19 protein-coding genes and 1 pseudogene are annotated in these 17378 nt (G+C 34.6%); 2 read left to right on the top strand and 18 right to left on the bottom strand.

All coding sequences use genetic code 11. The annotated features are described in order from the left end of the window. Nucleotides 1-51 precede the first annotated feature (51 nt). The 9 genes and pseudogenes from AC4BC3_RS13155 to AC4BC3_RS13115 form a co-directional block, all read right to left on the bottom strand. Complete coding sequence (locus AC4BC3_RS13155; RefSeq protein ID WP_490467400.1) at nt 52-3588, bottom strand: hypothetical protein; 3537 nt, start codon at nt 3586-3588, stop codon at nt 52-54. Next, nucleotides 3585-5522: an AAA family ATPase gene (locus tag AC4BC3_RS13150; RefSeq protein WP_490467399.1), complete on the bottom strand. Its 1938-nt coding sequence runs from the start codon at nt 5520-5522 to the stop codon at nt 3585-3587. Before AC4BC3_RS13150 ends, AC4BC3_RS13155 begins: the two co-directional genes overlap by 4 nt. A gap of 188 nt (nt 5523-5710) precedes the next feature. Further along, nucleotides 5711-5797 carry a putative holin-like toxin gene (locus AC4BC3_RS13145; protein WP_219842351.1) on the bottom strand — a complete coding sequence of 29 codons (87 nt, stop codon included), beginning with the start codon at nt 5795-5797 and terminating at the stop codon, nt 5711-5713. A 324-nt stretch (nt 5798-6121) separates the two neighbouring features. Beyond that, nucleotides 6122-6208 carry a putative holin-like toxin gene (locus AC4BC3_RS13140; RefSeq protein WP_219842351.1) on the bottom strand — a complete coding sequence of 29 codons (87 nt, stop codon included), beginning with the start codon at nt 6206-6208 and terminating at the stop codon, nt 6122-6124. Between the two features lie 324 nt (nt 6209-6532). Then, entirely contained in the window at nt 6533-6619 is an 87-nt protein-coding gene (locus AC4BC3_RS13135; RefSeq protein ID WP_219842351.1) for a putative holin-like toxin, read from the bottom strand. 322 nt (nt 6620-6941) lie between these two features. Further along, nucleotides 6942-7028, bottom strand: coding sequence for a putative holin-like toxin (locus AC4BC3_RS13130; RefSeq protein WP_219842351.1), 87 nt, complete (start codon nt 7026-7028; stop codon nt 6942-6944). A gap of 323 nt (nt 7029-7351) precedes the next feature. Next, nucleotides 7352-7486, bottom strand: a pseudogene (locus tag AC4BC3_RS13125) (putative holin-like toxin); the annotation flags it as partial. A gap of 162 nt (nt 7487-7648) precedes the next feature. Further along, nucleotides 7649-7852 carry a hypothetical protein gene (locus AC4BC3_RS13120; protein ID WP_490467398.1) on the bottom strand — a complete coding sequence of 68 codons (204 nt, stop codon included), beginning with the start codon at nt 7850-7852 and terminating at the stop codon, nt 7649-7651. Beyond that, on the bottom strand, nt 7842-8588 hold the full coding sequence (locus AC4BC3_RS13115) for an AAA family ATPase (protein WP_490467397.1): 747 nt from the start codon (nt 8586-8588) through the stop codon (nt 7842-7844). Before AC4BC3_RS13115 ends, AC4BC3_RS13120 begins: the two co-directional genes overlap by 11 nt. A 181-nt stretch (nt 8589-8769) precedes the next feature. On the opposite strand from AC4BC3_RS13115, the gene AC4BC3_RS13110 reads away from it, so the two are divergent. Both AC4BC3_RS13110 and AC4BC3_RS13105 read left to right on the top strand, forming a co-directional pair. Next, a complete protein-coding gene (locus AC4BC3_RS13110; protein WP_490467396.1) occupies nt 8770-8967 on the top strand; it encodes a type II toxin-antitoxin system HicA family toxin in 198 nt (65 codons plus the stop codon). A 36-nt stretch (nt 8968-9003) separates the two neighbouring features. Further along, entirely contained in the window at nt 9004-9453 is a 450-nt protein-coding gene (locus tag AC4BC3_RS13105) for a type II toxin-antitoxin system CcdA family antitoxin (RefSeq protein ID WP_490467395.1), read from the top strand. A 125-nt stretch (nt 9454-9578) separates the two neighbouring features. Here the strand turns inward: AC4BC3_RS13105 and AC4BC3_RS13100 are convergent, their stop codons facing one another. The 9 genes from AC4BC3_RS13100 to AC4BC3_RS13060 all read right to left on the bottom strand — a co-directional run bounded on the left by AC4BC3_RS13100 (nt 9579) and on the right by AC4BC3_RS13060 (nt 17335). Beyond that, nucleotides 9579-9812 carry a hypothetical protein gene (locus tag AC4BC3_RS13100; protein ID WP_490467394.1) on the bottom strand — a complete coding sequence of 78 codons (234 nt, stop codon included), beginning with the start codon at nt 9810-9812 and terminating at the stop codon, nt 9579-9581. Between the two features lie 10 nt (nt 9813-9822). Then, nucleotides 9823-10887, bottom strand: a complete 1065-nt coding sequence (locus tag AC4BC3_RS13095) for a hypothetical protein (RefSeq protein WP_490467393.1) — start codon at nt 10885-10887, stop codon at nt 9823-9825. Beyond that, nucleotides 10847-11581 (bottom strand): hypothetical protein, encoded by a 735-nt coding sequence (locus AC4BC3_RS13090; RefSeq protein ID WP_490467392.1) that lies wholly within the window; start codon nt 11579-11581, stop codon nt 10847-10849. The genes AC4BC3_RS13095 and AC4BC3_RS13090 overlap by 41 nt, the downstream gene beginning before the upstream one ends. Before the next feature lie 74 nt (nt 11582-11655). Continuing rightward, nucleotides 11656-12204 carry a hypothetical protein gene (locus AC4BC3_RS13085; RefSeq protein WP_490467391.1) on the bottom strand — a complete coding sequence of 183 codons (549 nt, stop codon included), beginning with the start codon at nt 12202-12204 and terminating at the stop codon, nt 11656-11658. A 2-nt stretch (nt 12205-12206) separates the two neighbouring features. Next, the gene (locus tag AC4BC3_RS13080) at nt 12207-12572 is read right to left on the bottom strand and encodes a hypothetical protein (RefSeq protein WP_490467390.1); all 366 of its coding nucleotides are present in this window, start codon (nt 12570-12572) and stop codon (nt 12207-12209) included. A 16-nt stretch (nt 12573-12588) separates the two neighbouring features. Then, nucleotides 12589-13302, bottom strand: coding sequence for a class A sortase (locus tag AC4BC3_RS13075; RefSeq protein WP_490467389.1), 714 nt, complete (start codon nt 13300-13302; stop codon nt 12589-12591). Between the two features lie 68 nt (nt 13303-13370). After that, nucleotides 13371-15842, bottom strand: coding sequence for a hypothetical protein (locus AC4BC3_RS13070; RefSeq protein WP_490467388.1), 2472 nt, complete (start codon nt 15840-15842; stop codon nt 13371-13373). 190 nt (nt 15843-16032) lie between these two features. Then, complete coding sequence (locus AC4BC3_RS13065; RefSeq protein WP_490467387.1) at nt 16033-16251, bottom strand: hypothetical protein; 219 nt, start codon at nt 16249-16251, stop codon at nt 16033-16035. 256 nt (nt 16252-16507) lie between these two features. After that, nucleotides 16508-17335 carry a DNA/RNA non-specific endonuclease gene (locus tag AC4BC3_RS13060; protein WP_490467386.1) on the bottom strand — a complete coding sequence of 276 codons (828 nt, stop codon included), beginning with the start codon at nt 17333-17335 and terminating at the stop codon, nt 16508-16510. Between the last annotated feature and the right edge of the window lie 43 nt (nt 17336-17378).

Here is a 17378-nt window from a genome sequence, read left to right as displayed (position 1 = left end):
GTTATAAAAAGTGTATCGAACAATTTATTAAATGTCTATTCATTTTAATAACTAATATTTTTTTTTCTTTCTTTTCCTTTTATTCTTTTTATTCAACATCTTGGTTAACGCAGCTTGGAATTCTTCTTTATCAACAGCTTGAATCTCTTCATTCGAAAGTTGCTTAAATGAATAGCGCATTTTCTCAATGCTTTGTTTAAAGTCTGAAGTTGTCTGTTCTTGTTCTAATTCTGCTAAAACTTTTGAGAAGTGTTCATCTCTACTTAGTGATCCTAAACTTTTCTCAATTTGTTTGATTTCAGTCATTTCATTTTTAGAATGGTGATCACTAATACTTTCGATGTTCTGTTGACTTACTGAATGGTTTGTTTCGTTAGAAATGTTTTCAGTCTGCCTATTTTCTTTTTCAGAATGTGTCTGACTATTGGTTTCATTGTGTACATTTGATTCGTTAACAATAGTGTGATCAACAGTGTGATCAACAGTTTTTGAAGAAAGTAATGTTTCTTTATTTTGAACATCTGTACCTGTCGATACAATATTATTTACTTCACTGTGTGTTGGTTCCTTATTTTCTTGAGAAATTTCATTTACCGTCTTCAAGTCAGAAATTATATGCTCTTTAGTAATCGATTGAATTTCATTTTCATTTTGCTGCTTATCTGTAGAACTTACGTCTTCACCGCTTGAATTTGATGAGCTGATTTCTTCTACTTTTCCATCTGTGTTCACGATTGGGGTAATGGAAGGTTCTACATTTTCTCTATCTGATTTGCCTAATTTATTATTTTCTATTACCTGATCATTATGAACAGAAGTTACCATATTCTCGACATCTTCTATTGGATTAACTATAGTCTCAAGTATCGCATCGCCAGATTCGATTGAATAGTTTTTCGCTAGATCAGTTAATTCCTCTCGAACTTCGTTAATATTTTGGAGATTTGATAAGTCTTCATCATCTTCTTGATCCAAACTATTTTCCAAAATATCTAAGTCTCTGTAAGCTTTATCAAGATTTTCTGGAGTAGGATCATTATAAAAATCTTTAATTGATTTTTCAGCTTCCAGAATATCTGCTTTAGCAACATCTGGAGTTTGCTGATTGGTTTCCATTTCTTTTAGCGTATTGATCATACGCTCAGTTTTACCTACTCTAGCAAGTTCTTCTGATGTTTTTGTCGGATTTGTTGTACTACTATTTGATTCATCTTTTGTTAATTCTGGTATAGAATCTCGAACCTCGTCGGTTGATGTATTAAAGAACGGTAAGTCATTTTTTATTCCTTTAACTGTATCATTTTTCCAACGGTCAATTGCTCCAAAAACTGATTCATTACTATGGTTGGCTCCCTCTAAAACACTATTTAACTTATTCTTGGATCTCATCCGGTCTCTTTCTGACTTCGATCGTCTACCTAAACCACCTGAAGCTTGTATTTCCAATCGGTCCCCAGCGGCACAAGCATATGACCAAGGCATTGCAAAGGCATCGATGAGTTTCTTTCTAAAACTTGGCGATTTTATATATAAGAACCCAAAGATCATCGCGACAAAACAGGAGATAATATGTTTAACTCCTTCTAATGCAAGAGATGCTTGTGGTGAGATAGTCGTAAAATCTGTAAATTTTGCAGGTAATGTAACTAATTCACCAACTCCAGAGATCAGTAAAATCAACAATTCTGGTACGATCATTAGCATTGCAATGGTGGCACCTATCCCGATTACATAAATGATCAGTGCTTGGCAATATTCGATTGATCCTGTTGTTAGTCCTTTCAAATACGCCATAAAAGGTCTTATATTCATGTCAATGATTCCAAGTGATAGAACAGCTGTTAAAACAGCCAATAGAACCACTAAACGAATTAATGGCAGAGCGACTAAAGCAAACATTGTAAAAAATGGAGTTCCTAGCATCGATACTACATAATAGCTACTACGATTACTATCAAACGAGGGGATTTTATCATAGGCGCCTCTTGTTGGTGTATCCATATGGTATTTCCCACCTGTTTCGCTAAAAATAGTGGATAACATTAGAAACATCGACTGAGTTGTGATTCCATACTGATTTGAACCGTTTGATCCTATGTCATTTTCTATTTGTTCCAAACTAGGCGCTACACTGTAATACTTATCCATGTTTTCACCAGAAGTTTTTCCACCGTAGATGTAGCGGTCTCTCCAGGCTATTTGTGGACTTACTTTTAAAGTATAGGCATCTTCTTTTTTAGTGCGATAATCATCGATTGCTTGTGCGTATCCACCTTCTTGCATATTGTTAGAATTATCTGTCCTTGGTTTTCCTGAAGGCTTGTATGAATTTTTAATATCAATCAAGCTATCGCCTAATGTATTAGCATAATTGTAGTAACTCCCAATTGTTTTTACCTTTGTATCATTCGAACCGTATATTTTAGTTGAGGCTTCTGTTCCCTTATAATTTAGATAATCTGTTGCTGAAAACGTAGCGCTAGACATATAAGCCAGTACAAGCGCACTATTTGAAAAAATATTACTATTCTCATTATTTAATATTGAGCTATAGTAATTGATTTTGTTGATCCTTGCTCTAGAGTTTTTCTTATAAGGATTAAAGTTTAGATCAACATACGAACCATCTGAACTTGGGGCTATTTTTCCGTTATCTGAATCATTTCCATTCGGGGCAAAATTAAAATTATATGCCCAGGAACGATCATCTATCAGATATCGGCTAAATTCATCCGAACTTGCAGATAGAGAACTACTAAAATCCATGGTTTTTGTTAAAAAATCAGCCCCAATTCCCAACACAAGAGGAAAACAGATTAATGTAATCAGTCTCCCTTTTAATTTGCTAACTTGTCTTTGATCAATTGAGGTATCTGTTTTAAAAATACGAATAATTGTCAAAATGATCATCGCAATAGCAAAGGACATTAAAGCAGTCGCAAATTTTGTAATCTTTTGTGGAGTGATCCCTAACATATTACTTAAATCAGAAGTATAGTGACTCCCTTCGATACTTGTAGCTAATAACTTGATAACATTTAGCTTTGCAATCAACCCCACCATCGTTGGGATAATCATTGTCAGTATGTCCATTAAAAGCGCAAGTGGTAACAATATCAGCCCTAAAATTGCTCGAATAAAAAATGGGATGATGCTTGAAAAACCTTCTACTTTGTTTGAAAAATAATTAAACGTTGAATAAGTGGCCATCACAGAAACGAATTCTTTTGCTCTCTCTTTATTTTCTTCATCTGCTGAATTAATAATATCGTCATAAGAAAACTCTCCAGATGCGCCACCAGACCCAACACTTCCTAAAAGTGGAACTTTAGACCCTGAGTTCCCCTCAACTAACTCTTTCGTTTGTGATCCCAAAAGATAGTGTTGATAGACCGCTCCAAAAGAGTAAGCTTCTACCGTATTTACCTTTGATCCAACAGTCCAAAAGCAAATAATCGCAAGTAATACTACAAGTTTGCTTTTTACAAGAGTTAGAATGATTCGTTTTACTTTTCTGCCTATCTCTCTCCCAAGCGATCGAATGATAGATAAAAATATAAATATTTTGTTCATAAACATTCGGATCATCGTTCTGCCCTCCTTCCTATAAACTCTACTGTTACATCTGGTCTTTCCCTACTTTGGCTCTCAAAACTAGCATTTCCGTTGGTCTTAATTTTAAACACTCCGTCCAATGACAATCCCATACTTTCTCGTTCTGCAATTGCATTGGCTACTTTGATTTTCACTGAATTATCAATGAATCGGTTAATTGCACGTGCACCTGTTGTGGAACCCTTTCGGTTAATGATGTCCTCAGCGATCATCACACTCACGCTATCTACATTTTCGTAATTGACCTCTTTTTCTTTCCAAAATTCCTTGGGATTTACTTTAGGCAATTGAATAAGATATCCAATTGATTTCATCTCGTCACGAAATTGCTCCAGCTTTTTCCGAGCAATTTCCGCAATGATTTGCCTAGGTAACGGAAAATAAGGAACAAACAACTGGAACCGCTCTAAGAACTCAGGTCTAATTCCGTTATTTCTTCCCTCATCTCCATTTTGCAGTGATTCTCTTACAGCAGTTTCCTGTTTATACCACTCAAATAAGAGTTTCTCACTAATTTCATTAGGATTTTCAATCGTATTAATTTTCATTGTTTCTGCTAAATCTGAAAATGTTCTAGCACCTAAATTAGACGTTGCAATCAAGGCAGTATTATTGATCGATCGCTCAATCCCTAGACTATCTCGCACAATTCCTTCATCAATCATTCGTAGATACCCATTTAATACATTGGGATGAGACTTCTCTATCTCATCTAGCAAAATAACCTGTTGCTTATTTACAGCAACGCTATCTCCGATAAAGTTCTGTGCTAACATGACATCTTCTGGATTAGAATAATCTCCCCCATTTAACGTAATCATCGCATCCTCTTTACCAAAAAGAGCAGTAGCTAAAGCCTTGGCTGTTTCCGTCTTACCTGTTCCTGTTGTGCCTATCAGTAAAGCAAGAATCAATGGTCTTTTAAAGTTTCTCTTTGTATAGAAAAATGAATTGACTAAATCTTTCAAATACATCCGTGCAATCGGTTGACCTCGTATACGTGCTTCAATGACCTTTTCTACTTCGTTTGCACTAACTTCTGATTCAATATTGTAGCCTTCAGACATAAAAACAAACCTTAGAACTTCATGGTCTAAGGTTTGTTCTTTTTGATATTTAATTTTTTGGTTTTGTACATAAGCTACAGATGAAGCAAGAATAGATAAAGATTTTGCTGGATTCACTTGATTTCGAATGAACGCATCTGATAGATCAACTAACTCATCGATAAACGTACCTTCGACAGCTTCAGTAATTATTCCTCGATTTTGCCAAATTTCAATCCGTCTTTTTAAAATCTTTTTAACTGATCGTTTATTCGGCTCTGAAAGAATGACTTTTGTAAATCGACGATCAAACGCTAAATCAGGTGCGATATGTTTTCGATACTCATAGTCCGTTGTAGCGACGATTAAAGGAAACTCTCCTCTTGCTGTGCTTTCTTTTAGAGCATTCATTGCACCCGATGAGCCATTAGAAAATCCGTAACGATTTAACTTATGAACCTCGTCTATGAACAAACATAAGTCAAAATTCTTAATAGTATTTTTTTTGATTGTTTCCTCTTTAATTTTTTTCATATCATGCAACAGTGTGCGCATTCTACTAACCATGATATTCTCTGGTAACTCCCCCAAGGCTTCAATAGATAATGAGACAATCAACATTGGTCTATCCGAAATATGTCGTTCATATAGAAACTGTTCAACTAGCGCTGTTTTACCAACACCTTGTTCTCCTAAAATCATGCAGTTTGGCATGTCAGGATTCATCATCGATACTTCTAACATTTCTAACTGAACTTGATTTCCTACAAGCGTGTTCTCTCCCCTTTGTAACTCACTGAGTGAACCTTGATACTTTTCAGCTATATTTTCTGGGATATATAGTTCTAATATACTAGGCACTTAAAAAATCTCTCCTTTCAGATGCTTACTACAAGCTATTTGAATGTTTTAGTGTTCTTGTGCTATACTTAAAGTAGCAAAAAGGAGCTATGCGATCACATAGCCCCTATGTAGAACCGTTAAAAAGACGGTGACAGTTATTAATTGTTTTTTTCAAACCATCTATCCTCTGTCAAAGTGTTAGATGGTTATTTTTTTTGGTCTTTATGGTCAATAATCAGCAAGACTAACGTCGCAAAAGCGATCATCAGTTGAATTGCTTCAAAAGTTGACACGTGCCTACTCCCTTCTAGGGATAAAGCTATGAACCATAGGCATCACCCCTTTTTTCAAGAGATTAGCCACCATCTTTTCACTTTTCTACTCTTAAATCATACCATAATACTAAATCATTGAATTTGTAAGACTAGGCATTATGGCATAATCTTTTCAAATTCTTACTGCAAGCTATTTGAATGTTTTAGTGTTCTTGTGCTATACTAAATCAAAAGAAAGAGAGCTATGCGATCAACATAGCCCTCCAGTAGAACCGTTAAAAAGACGGTAGCATCATTAAGTGTATATTGTAACCATCTTAACTCGCCAAAGTTAGAAGATGGTTACTTTTTTTGGTCTTTATGGTCAATAATCAGCAAGACTAATGTCGCAAAAGCGATCATCAGTTGAATTGCTTCAAAAGTTGACACGTGCCTACTCCCTTCTAGGGATAAAGCTATGAACCATAGGCATCACCCCTTTTTCAAGAGATTAGCCACCATCTTTTCACTTTTCTACTCTTAAATTATACCATAATACTAAATCATTGAATTTGTAAGACTAGGACATTATGGCATATCCTTTTCAGATGCTTACTGCAAGCTATTTGAATATTCTAGTATTCTTGTGCTATACTAAATCAAAAGAAAGAGAGCTATGCGATCACATAGCCCTCCAGTAGAACCGTTAAAAAGACGGTGGCTTTTGAATAAATGTTTTGAACCATCTAATTCCCTGCCAAAGTAATTAGATGGTTATTTTTTTTGGTCTTTATGGTCAATAATCAGCAAAACTAACGTCGCAAAAGCGATCATCAGTTGAATTGCTTCAAAAGTTGACACGTGCCTACTCCCTTTTAGGGATAAAGCTATGAACCATAGGCATCACCCCTTTTTTCAAGAGATTAGCCACCATCTTTTCACTTTTCTACTCTTAAACTATACCATAATACTATCCATTGAATTTGTAAGACTAGGCATTATGGCATAATCTTTTCAAATTCTTACTGCAAGCTATTTGAATGTTTTAGTGTTCTTGTGCTATACTAATTCAAAAGAAAGAGAGCTATGCAATCAACATAGCCCTCCAGTAGAACCGTTAAAAAGACGGTGACTGTAATAAATAGTGTTTTAACCATCTATAACCGGTCAAAGTGTTAGATGGTTATTTTTTTTGGTCTTTATGGTCAATAATCAGCAAGACTAACGTCGCAAAAGCAATCATCAGTTGAATTGCTTCAAAAGTTGACACGTGCCTACTCCCTTCTAGGGATAAAGCTATGAACCATAGGCATCACCCCTTTTTCAAGAGATTAGCCACCATCTTTTCACTTTTCTACCTCTTAAATTATACCATAATACTAAATCATTGAATTTGTAAGACTAGGACATTATGGCATATCCTTTTCAGATGCTTACTGCAAGCTATTTGAATATTCTAGTGTTCTTGTGCTATACTACATGCAAGAAAAAAGAAGCCATGCGCTAACATGACTTCCCTTTGTAGCCTTAAACGGCAGCAAAATTTATTTGTGTTTAATAAACCCGTCATAAACTTTAGCCAGTTTGACGGGTTTATTTTTTGTTGTTTTTACTTATAGTTAACATTACGCCAACTAATGCAATGATTAACGACCCCAATTGAATCATCAATCCAATTGCTTCAGCAACAGACAAAAATGCTACTCCCTTCTACGAAGTAGGAAAATGCTCATAAGCACCACCCCCTGAGTAGCTACCGTCATAACTAAGACTACTTAGGTAGTATATCATAGAGATTATTTAGACATAAAGGTTAGGTTTCGCCTGTCAAAAAAATATACTCACTTTATAAAACACCCAAGAACACTTGTGAATTTAGTCGTACGGAGTTCAAATCGTTGCTTCATCCATAAACTCTTCAAACTCAATTTCGGCAATTTCTTCTTCGAATTCTTCTAAAAGTTCCACTCGATCATCTACTTCTATTGGCGTGTATTTGGGTAGCGTCTCAACAACTACTTGTTTCCGAGCACTCCTTACTATTTTATAAATAGTTTCATCTGTTTCATCTGTTTCATCTGGATTATCCTTCATAAGTTTGTTTCTTTTTATATTTAATCTTTTGGTTTTGTGCATATGCTACAGAGGAAGCTAATACAGATAAAGACTTTGCTGGATTCACTTGATTTCTAATAAACGTATCTGTTAGATCAACTAATTCATCAATAAAGGTAGTACTCACATCTTCCGTAAATGTTCCAAGCTTTTTCCAAAGTTCAATTCGCCTTTTTAAAATCTTTTTGACTGCTCGTTTATTTGGTTCTGAAAGAATGACTTTTGTAAATCGACGATCAACCGCTAAGTCAGGCGCAATATGCTTTCTATACTCATAATCAGTTGTAGCAACAATCAAAGGGAAATCTCCTCTTGCTGTACTTTCTTTCAAAGCATTCATTGCACCAGATGATCCATTTGAGGAACCGTAGCGATTCAACTTGTGAACCTCATCAATAAATGGACACAAATCAACGTCCTTGATCTCATTTTCTTTTATTGTTTCTTCTTTAATTTTTTTCATATCATGTAACAAGGTCCGCATTCGGCTAACCATAATATTTTCAGGAAGTTCTCCGAGCGCTTCAATGGATAAAGAAATAATCAACATCGGTCTAGCAGAGATGTATCGTCCGTATAAAAATTGCTCAACCAAAGCTGTTTTCCCCACCCCTTGCTCTCCTAAAATCATGCAGTTCGGCATGTCTGGATTCATCATTGATACTTCTAGTATTTCCAACTGATTCTTATTTCCGATAAGCGTATTTGCTCCCATTACAAGCTCACTTAACGAACCGTTGTATTTTTCTACTAGGTTCTCAGGTAAACATAGTTTTATTTTTTTGGCATTTCAAATATTTGCTCCTTTATTAAAAAATGTGCGCTTTTATGCGTATAAGTATTGAAAGTGTACGCATACAGGCGTATACTATAGTTAAGTAGAAGGGAGACGTGTTATGTCAGCTATCTACGTGAAACAAGTCCTGAAAGAGTTAAAGGAAAATGTTTTTTATGAGATCGACAACAGAACTAAAGGCTCACACCATCGTTACACAGATGGTAACGACCATTATGTGACAATCGCATATCACGGAATGAAAGATATTATTCCACCAAGCACTTATAAATCTATCAGGCGTCAGATGGGGCTTTAAAAGCCTCATCTGTAAAAAAAGAGAGGGTGAATTAATATGTCAAAAGAAGCTATCGTATATCCCGCAGTATTTGAATATGAAGCCGCAGAAGGATATGAAAACTACATTAACGTCCACTTTCCAGATGTTCCCTCTGCTGATACGTATGGTGTTGGATTGAAAGAAGCCACTTATAACGCTTGGGAGTCATTAGGTCTAAACCTATATGATCGTGAACAAGATAAATTACCTAAATCATCTAATTTTGAAGATATACAAAAAGAATTTCCGAACGCTATTATTCAATATGTTTCGGTGGATTTAGATGAATATGCCAAAGGTGTAACTAAAGTTGTTCAAAAAGTTAAAAAAAATACGAATATACCGAAAGATTTAGCAGCTGAAGCAGAATCATTAGGAATTAACTTTTCATCTGTATTAACAAAAGCGTTGTATAAAGAAGTCGATGAAATTAAGCATAATCAAAAGGCTGGGCATCACGCATAGCCCTCAGTGAAACCTCAAAAGCAGGTAGCTTTCTTAGTTTGATATTGTAGCCATCTAATTACTCGCCAAAGTGGATTAGATGGTTATTTTTTTATACTTACGATCAATAATCTATCACACTACTTTTAAATCGTTGCCTCATCGATGAGCGCTTCAAACTCAATTGTTTCAAATTCTTCTGTAAACTCATCTAAAAGCTCAATACGATCATCTACTTCAATTGGCTTATACTTTGGTAATGCTTCAACAACCGCTTGTTTACGAGCGCTTCTCACTACTCTATAGATATTTTCATCGGTTTCTTCAGGATTGTCCTTCATGAATTGAATGATAATTTCTTTTAATTCTTCTGATTCCATTTTCTTCCTCCTATTTGACTCGATCTAAATCTAACACAGTAAATTTTTCAAACTTAGTTTGCTTCGGCTCTAAGCTATCAGATGAAATATAGCTTCTGTTTAATTCCGCTATTTTATTTTCGATTTTACTTATTTCACTCTCTATTTTTTTTAATGAATTGTTTAAGTCTGTAATAGAACTTTTAGCTGTTTCGTCTTTTGGGTTTTCTTTTAGCCGTTTTTCCATTTCTTCAAGTGTATGTTCTCCAGTTGCTTGTTTTTCAACTAATTTCTTTTTTTCTTTATTTAATTTTTGTAAATTTTTATCAATAATCAAATCTTCTAACATTTCTCCATCATCGTTCCAGTTACGTAATGCTCTTTCCGCACTGAAAGCATTAAGTCTAACAATGTATGTTGGTGGTAATGTTTCTTTTTCATTTGTTGTCGCTTTTTCTTCGGTCACTTTATCTAATTGCGCTAACTGTGCTGCTAAAGAGCGATCAATTTCACCATCTGTTAAATACGTAGATGTCATTAAGTCTGATGATGAAACCAATTGACCTTTATCAAGAATGAAAACCATAAACGCCTTATCCTCAAAACCCTTGTCACTGTGTAAAGTTAAAATTCCTGAGCCGTCAGTTTCAAACATTCCATAAGATACTGTAACATCTTCCATCAAGTATTTTTCTGTATCAATCAAATATAGATTGTAGTTATTACCGAATGAGGATAGCTGTTGATGTGCACTTGAGTCATATTGAATTTCTGCTACTAATGTTTTCCCATCCTGACTAAGCAAAGTATTTCCCAGCGTCAATTCCCCTTCAGAATTCCCTTCTCTGATTTTCAGTTCCTCACCTTTGTCCATCGAATGTGTCAGTATCTCTCGCTTGTAAGCCGATATGTTGCTCTGACCTATAGTTATACCTAAAAATATAAACAACGCTCCTAGAATTAAAAACAGGGGCATTCTATAGAACAATTTAACATCTGATGGATTTTTGTATTTGTTCAAACCTAATTTTTTCTTTTTTCTTCGCTCAACTCTTTTAGGCTCGGATCTTTTCTGTCTTTTTCCAAGTAGTTTCAATTACTATCACTCCTAACATTAAAATTGATACTTCAAAAATAAACGCAATACCTTTATACCAATCTTGATTTAGCAGTAATACATTCATATTGACATTAGAATTCAACATTTCCGATATTTTCTCATAATCAAAATCATTACTTGTTACTAAGCTCCTAAATAATTGATAGTCTTCCACAAAACTCCATCCACTCACTGCATAGGGGAGAGAGATTAAAAATAGCCACCAATTATTTTTAAGAATTTTTCTTCTTAGTAAATAGATAGTAATAGTAATACCTATAAAACTTAATAAAGCGAGGAAACCATAAAAAGCATACGTATTTTTTACAACTGCTTCTACTGATTTAACATTTGATCCTCTTCTAATTACAAAAAGAGGTACAGAAGACGTAAGAATCAGCACACAATTAAATATGGATAGGATAGTTAGTATTTCTTTATTATCAAATTGTTTTCTCTTTCTCAGTCGAATAAGTAAATAACAATTAAATACAATGGCCATCACCAATAGGATCAAAAGAACCATATTTTCGAATGATTCTATGAATCTAATCGACATATCAACTTTTCCTGAGAAATAAATTACTGTAGTCAATAGAGTAATAACTATGATTACCACCAGAAGTGTTAAGAGTATTGAAATTAAATACTTAATTTTAGAAATCATTTTATGATAGTTTATTTTATCCATACCTTGCCTCCTCTTTTTTAAGTATGTATTTGTGGCAACAACAACTGTATCTGCTGCTCCACATTAATTAAGTTTTATCTTGTACTATTCAATATTTTTAGTATTTTACTCATATCACCATTTGTATTTTTATCAATCACTTGGATGTGGCCATCTGGCTCTATTTCAATATTTGTTACAGTTGGAGTAGAGATTTTATTCCCATCCACCAGTAAATCAGGAAATTTTTCTTTTACAGATTTTAGTTGCTCTCCTGTCATCGCTTTTACATCCACAGCAACATATTCTCGCCTACTATCCTCATTCTCTTTCTGTATTACTCCGCGCACAATCTTATTTTCTAATTTTTGACAAGCAGGACAGTCAGTGTGATAAATAATTAATGTCATTTCCTGATTAATCTTTCCGTTATCCGTATCTAACATATTGAAAAATTTTGTTGGTGTTATAGATATCTCAGAGTAATGATGACTGTTACTTAGAGCGATAACCGTAATTCCTGTAACAGCAATCAAAAGACCAATGATTATCTCTATACCTGACTTGAAAAACTTCTCTTGTGTTTTTAATTGCTCAATCAAAAAACTTACTTTCCAGAATGCTTTTTCTTTAATTTTTCTCATGCTTACTTAACCACGTTTTTTTTGCCTTTTGTAAACAAATTAAAAATCTGATCTTTTCTTGCTGTTTTTTCTTGATCAATGAAGAATAGAAACCCTTGATTATTGAACGGTCGCTTATTTGCTTCATATTTTAGCGTTTGATCCCGATCAATTCGTACATAGGTTTTTCCATTCGTTCTACTGATAATACCGATATATTCTCTATCAAATATATTTTGTTCCGTTATAACACCATTTCCAATAAATTCGCCCAATTTGTTCGGTTTAAGACGAAGAGTAAGTAAGTTCTCGTTATTATTGGTATCAAATTCAACGGTTGTATCTTTTCCTAAATGTACAAATAAAGCGCCATCTACTGTTTTTTTCATCTATATGTTCCTCCAATCAATCGACTAAAGAGCCTTGTACAACTACTCGATTAGTCGTGTCATAAATATTTTCGCATGTAATTAATGTAACGACTGCCTCATCCTGATCTTCTAGACATGACGTATCTTTATAATTCACAATTTCTACAGACGTTGTTCGATAATGAAATGTTTTCCCAGATTCATTATTTTTCAAATAAATATCATCGCCTTCTTTTACCTTATATAACGAAGTAAACATCAATCCTTCTTGACCCATGTTATGACTAGCTAACGCATAGTTGTTTCCTTTACCCATCACAGAATTAGGAAAAATTGTTGTTGCTGCGTACAACATTCTTTCGTATGTTGTACCTTCCAAAATGTTGATATCAAGGTTAATCGAAGGAATTTCAACAGTTCCAACGTAAATTGAATTTAAATCATCCACGTGTGCTTGCGCTTCTTCAATTTCTTCTATTGTTGGGCGATTCATAGCTTCATAATCAGCAAAGCCATTCTCGTCTAACTCACTGACATCATTCGCTAATTGAATGCGCTCATCTGTATTCATACCTTTTCTTGTTTTTAGTACTTCTACTGCTTCACTAGATACTGTTTCTTCTGTTACTTGAACGTTGTTAGAATCTGTTAGTGTTTGATAACCTAAAAAACTACTTACTCCAAAAATACTAATTAACGCAACCAGTGTTAAAACTTTTCCCTTTTTTGTTTTTAAAAATTTTTTCATATATTCTCCTTAAAAATAGAAGAAGAAGGAATAATTGCTCCTTCTTCTTCCTGTTTTATTTCATTGCTTTATTTCTTGAATAATTTAGCAAAACCAAATAATGAAACGGTTGTACCAGCAGTAGCCATAACTGCTTTCAACACACCATTTCCTGAAGTTTCAGCTTTCGTTTCTGCACTAGCATCTACTCCTGTTTTAGGTAAGGTTGAAGGCAAGACTTTTGCTCCTGTATCTTCTTCAACAGGTTCTTTTGGTGCTTCAGAAGGCGTCGTTTCAGGTTCTTTAGGCGTTTCTGGTTTTTCGTCTTCCGGAACTAAACGATCCACTTCGTTTGTATCTTTGTCATTATCGCCAATTGTTTCAGTTGCAACGTTTGGTACAATCGCATAGCCATCTTCTTGTTCAAGTAATGAGTAGTCTAAATCTTTGCTTAATGTTCCGCTAAATGTTAAACGATAGTGTTTGCCTGCTAATAGTGAACTTTTTTCTTTTGATAACGTCCACTTGATTTGTCCTGTTTTACTGTCTGCAGTTAATGACCCTTCAGACGTAATATCTGTCCATTTCGCATCTTTCACATCGACTGTTTCTTTGCTAGTAGACGTGTCTTTATCTTTATCAGAATCAACCTCTTCATCTAATACTTTGATTGCTGAAATCAACGCATCAATATCTGTTTGTAGAACTTTATCTGATACATCTTCTTTCGCTAAATCTTCTTTTGCTGTGTCTGTGAACTCTTGTAGTGTCGCAATTGCAGTTTCATCATAGCTCTTTGAATCAGCAAGATATTCTTCTGCTTTAACGATCCATTTGTTCAACGTAACTTTCAAATCTTCATCTTCTACATCAGTAGTTGAATTATCTACATTGCTGTTGCTTTCAGACACGTTGTCATCAGTCATTTCTACTTTGACGGAATCAGAATCAATATCAACATAATCTGAAACATTATCTGTTAATGAAAACTCTTTTCCAGCGATTGAATACGGTGCTTGATTACGAATAGAATAGCTTACGCTATCACCTTTTTTTCCTTGTAACGCATCAGTTGTTTCTTCACCATTTTCGTCAACATTATATTTTTGTGGATCAGAATCATAATCCTTTACAACTGTGTCAGTTGGTGGTGTTGTTTTTTCTTCACCATCAATGATCGCCTTTGCCTCATTCGGGAAATGATACAATCCGTCTTCACCTAGATATTCCGATAAATCAGCTCCAGCTCGAACTTCCGTATCAAATTCGAAAGAGTACGTATGTGCGTAGAAATCTGGATTACTCAATGCTTCTTCAGTCGCTACCATACGAATATTATTGCCTTCAGACATATCTTTAAACCAACTTGAACGGTCTGTTCCTGTTTCATCAGAAGTTCTAACATCAGACATACGTTTTAGCGCTGGAATAATCGTATCTAACAGTTCATATGATTTATGGTGGAATTTTTCTAGTTCACCGGGAATAATTTGATAAATCGTATAAGTGAATCCTTCTTTCATTTCGTTTAACGTATTATTGATTACGTCTAACTCATCAGAATCGGATACTACTTTCGTTGGCGCAGGTACTTCTGACTGCGCAGGTTTCACTGCCGTATTTCCTTGCCATGCGTACTCCCAGTCGTTTTCCTCCGTCCATTCCTTTGCGGGATCAGCATTCGTGCTGAATGTATAACTAAAATCAGATACATCTCGGAATAACACCGTAAACATGGCCCATGGATCCAAATCGTCACTACCTTCATTGTTCACTTCAGCAAACTTTTTCGAACCATCTTCCAAAGTTTTTGTTTGTAACCAACTATCTGAAGAAACTAAAATTCCATCTGATTTATCAACCATATCTTTATTAATCGTAACGGACTGTAACCAATCGATATCTGACCATGTATAGTAAAATTTAAGCGGAATTTGTTCATTTGTACCAGCCTTTAAAAATTCCACATCAAACGTAATATCAACCATGCGATTGATCCATGAACCGATTTGATCTTCTACATTCATCGCTAAAGTACCAATCTGACCTTGATCGTAGCCAGTGAAATCTTTTACATTCATTTTCATATCAACATCTTGTCCATTAGCAGAAACATGGTGATAAATAACTCCTGTTTCACCTTTGACAATGTCTTTCTCATTGATATGAATTCCTCTTGAACTTAACGAACCATCAGGTTGTCGTAAGCCGTCTTCCCATCCTTCACCAATTGTTTCAACGGTTGTTTTTCCTTCAATGAATCCAGCCGAGAAATCATAATCAGAAGAAATGATTGTTTTATCATCTACAATTGTTGATTCTGGATCATCGAGTACAGAAATATAATCACTTGAAGCAAACGAACTGATTGCTTTTTTTGCGTCTGATTTCCCTAATGCTTTTTCATATTTTGTTGGACTTTCTACTTTTTGCTCATTGCCTTTTTCTGCAAGTACAATGGTACTTGTTGTCGCAACACCTGCCACAGTCGCACCTAACATCATTGTTGCAGCAAGTCTTTTTTTCCATACCTTTTTTTGTTTATTGCTTAATTTACTCATTTTCCATCCTCTTTCTAAACCAAATTATTTTTATCTATATAAAAAAGGACATGAAATTCATGCCCCTTGTGTTTTACCTATTTATTTTTTGATTCATGGATCACCACGAATACGAACCTTGAACTCATACCTCATGATTACCTCCTTAACTGGCACAAAAAGAGTAGCGAATCATTTAATTCACTACTCCTTAAATCTCTCCTTGTTCTGTCATCGTTGTTACAAGTTCAAAAAAGTGGTCTGCTTGTTCTTTTAGTTCAAAATATTTATAAAGCTGATTACAATAGTAAGGCTTTTGAAGTTTAGTAATACAGATACTCACTACAAATTCCTTCCCTTGTTGCATGAATAGAACCTCTGTATCTTTTCCAATCGCTTTTCTTGCCAGTAACATTGATGTTTCTTTCATCTTATCCTCCTTGAATATGACTAAACATCAGATTTATTTTTTATTCCATTCGTTTATGGTAAACTCTTTGGATAATGAATGTATACATTCATTACCATATGCAGGCGGAGTTGCTTGACGGAAACAGGCAACTCCATTCTTCAATATTCTGTGAGGTAGCGAGTGGTCTGCTACCTCTTTTTTATTTTTGCAAATAAAAAAAGCAGTGAATTATTCAATTCTCTGCTTAATAAAAATTATTTTTGTGTATTAAACGTTAATTTACTACGAGTTGACGATCAATTGTTGCTTTTCCTGTTGCATAATCAAATATTACTTTAGGTTGTACGTTAAACTCATAGACATTAAAGTCCAATGTTCCGTTTGTATCTTTTGCTTGTAGCCAGTAACCTCTTGGCATCAACTCATCCCCACGAAAAATGGTAGTAATTTGATAAACAATTTTGTTTTCATTCATTTTTTGTGCATTACGAACCATTTCTTCATACTTTGTTTGTACTTTTTGATTTGAATAAGCTGTTTGTGTTGCTAAATTTTTAGGATTATCTTCGCTACCATCTTCACCTTGTACATAGTTTCCATCTGAATCAAAATTGAAACTCGACGTATACGAAAGTAGGTGCCCTCGATTTTGAATGGTTTCACCATCTACAGTTTTTTGATTCCAGCCTGTCGGTTGCCATACTTGTCTAGATCGCCCTTCAGATTTGCCAAGGTTATTCTTATTGATGTAAGCAGTGACTGTAGTTGTTCTGTTTAAATAATCTAAATCGCCATAATAAACACGGTTTTCTATCCATTCATTTGTATCTAACGTACTGTTATTCCCATTCACTTCAATGACCGCTAAATCACCACTTGAAAAATCAAGATCTGAAAGCTGTTCATAGATGCTTAAATCTATTTCATTTCCTGTATTGCTATTAAACTGGTTATTCACTAATTCTAGTGTCTGATTTGTAGAATTTGAGTCATCCGTCAATAGTCCTTCGTTTGAAACATATTCATAACCACCAAGAGCAAGTACAGCAATAGCTGTTATTAGTGCAGGAATTTTCTTATTTCTTTTTTTCTTCTTATTCATGATCTCCTCCAACTGATAGTCTAAAATTCTATTTTAACTTTTT

The sequence above is a fragment of the Enterococcus sp. AAFC-DPL-6103 genome, assembly GCF_058216595.1.
The sequence above is the reverse complement of the archived record's forward strand: the minus strand, read 5'-3'. Positions and strand labels throughout refer to the sequence as shown.

Excerpts from the sequence above, each read along its gene's own strand:
- AC4BC3_RS13070 (WP_490467388.1), bottom strand. The coding sequence starts at position 15,842 with ATGAGTAAATTAAGCAATAAACAAAAAAAGGTATGGAAAAAAAGACTT.
- AC4BC3_RS13060 (WP_490467386.1), bottom strand. The coding sequence starts at position 17,335 with ATGAATAAGAAGAAAAAAAGAAATAAGAAAATTCCTGCACTAATAACA.
- AC4BC3_RS13110 (WP_490467396.1), top strand. The coding sequence starts at position 8,770 with ATGTCAGCTATCTACGTGAAACAAGTCCTGAAAGAGTTAAAGGAAAAT.
- AC4BC3_RS13105 (WP_490467395.1), top strand. The coding sequence starts at position 9,004 with ATGTCAAAAGAAGCTATCGTATATCCCGCAGTATTTGAATATGAAGCC.
- AC4BC3_RS13120 (WP_490467398.1), bottom strand. The coding sequence starts at position 7,852 with ATGAAGGATAATCCAGATGAAACAGATGAAACAGATGAAACTATTTAT.
- AC4BC3_RS13115 (WP_490467397.1), bottom strand. The coding sequence starts at position 8,588 with ATGGGAGCAAATACGCTTATCGGAAATAAGAATCAGTTGGAAATACTA.
- AC4BC3_RS13080 (WP_490467390.1), bottom strand. The coding sequence starts at position 12,572 with ATGAAAAAAACAGTAGATGGCGCTTTATTTGTACATTTAGGAAAAGAT.
- AC4BC3_RS13085 (WP_490467391.1), bottom strand. The coding sequence starts at position 12,204 with ATGAGAAAAATTAAAGAAAAAGCATTCTGGAAAGTAAGTTTTTTGATT.
- AC4BC3_RS13155 (WP_490467400.1), bottom strand. The coding sequence starts at position 3,588 with ATGATCCGAATGTTTATGAACAAAATATTTATATTTTTATCTATCATT.
- AC4BC3_RS13090 (WP_490467392.1), bottom strand. The coding sequence starts at position 11,581 with ATGGATAAAATAAACTATCATAAAATGATTTCTAAAATTAAGTATTTA.
- AC4BC3_RS13065 (WP_490467387.1), bottom strand. The coding sequence starts at position 16,251 with ATGAAAGAAACATCAATGTTACTGGCAAGAAAAGCGATTGGAAAAGAT.
- AC4BC3_RS13075 (WP_490467389.1), bottom strand. The coding sequence starts at position 13,302 with ATGAAAAAATTTTTAAAAACAAAAAAGGGAAAAGTTTTAACACTGGTT.
- AC4BC3_RS13100 (WP_490467394.1), bottom strand. The coding sequence starts at position 9,812 with ATGGAATCAGAAGAATTAAAAGAAATTATCATTCAATTCATGAAGGAC.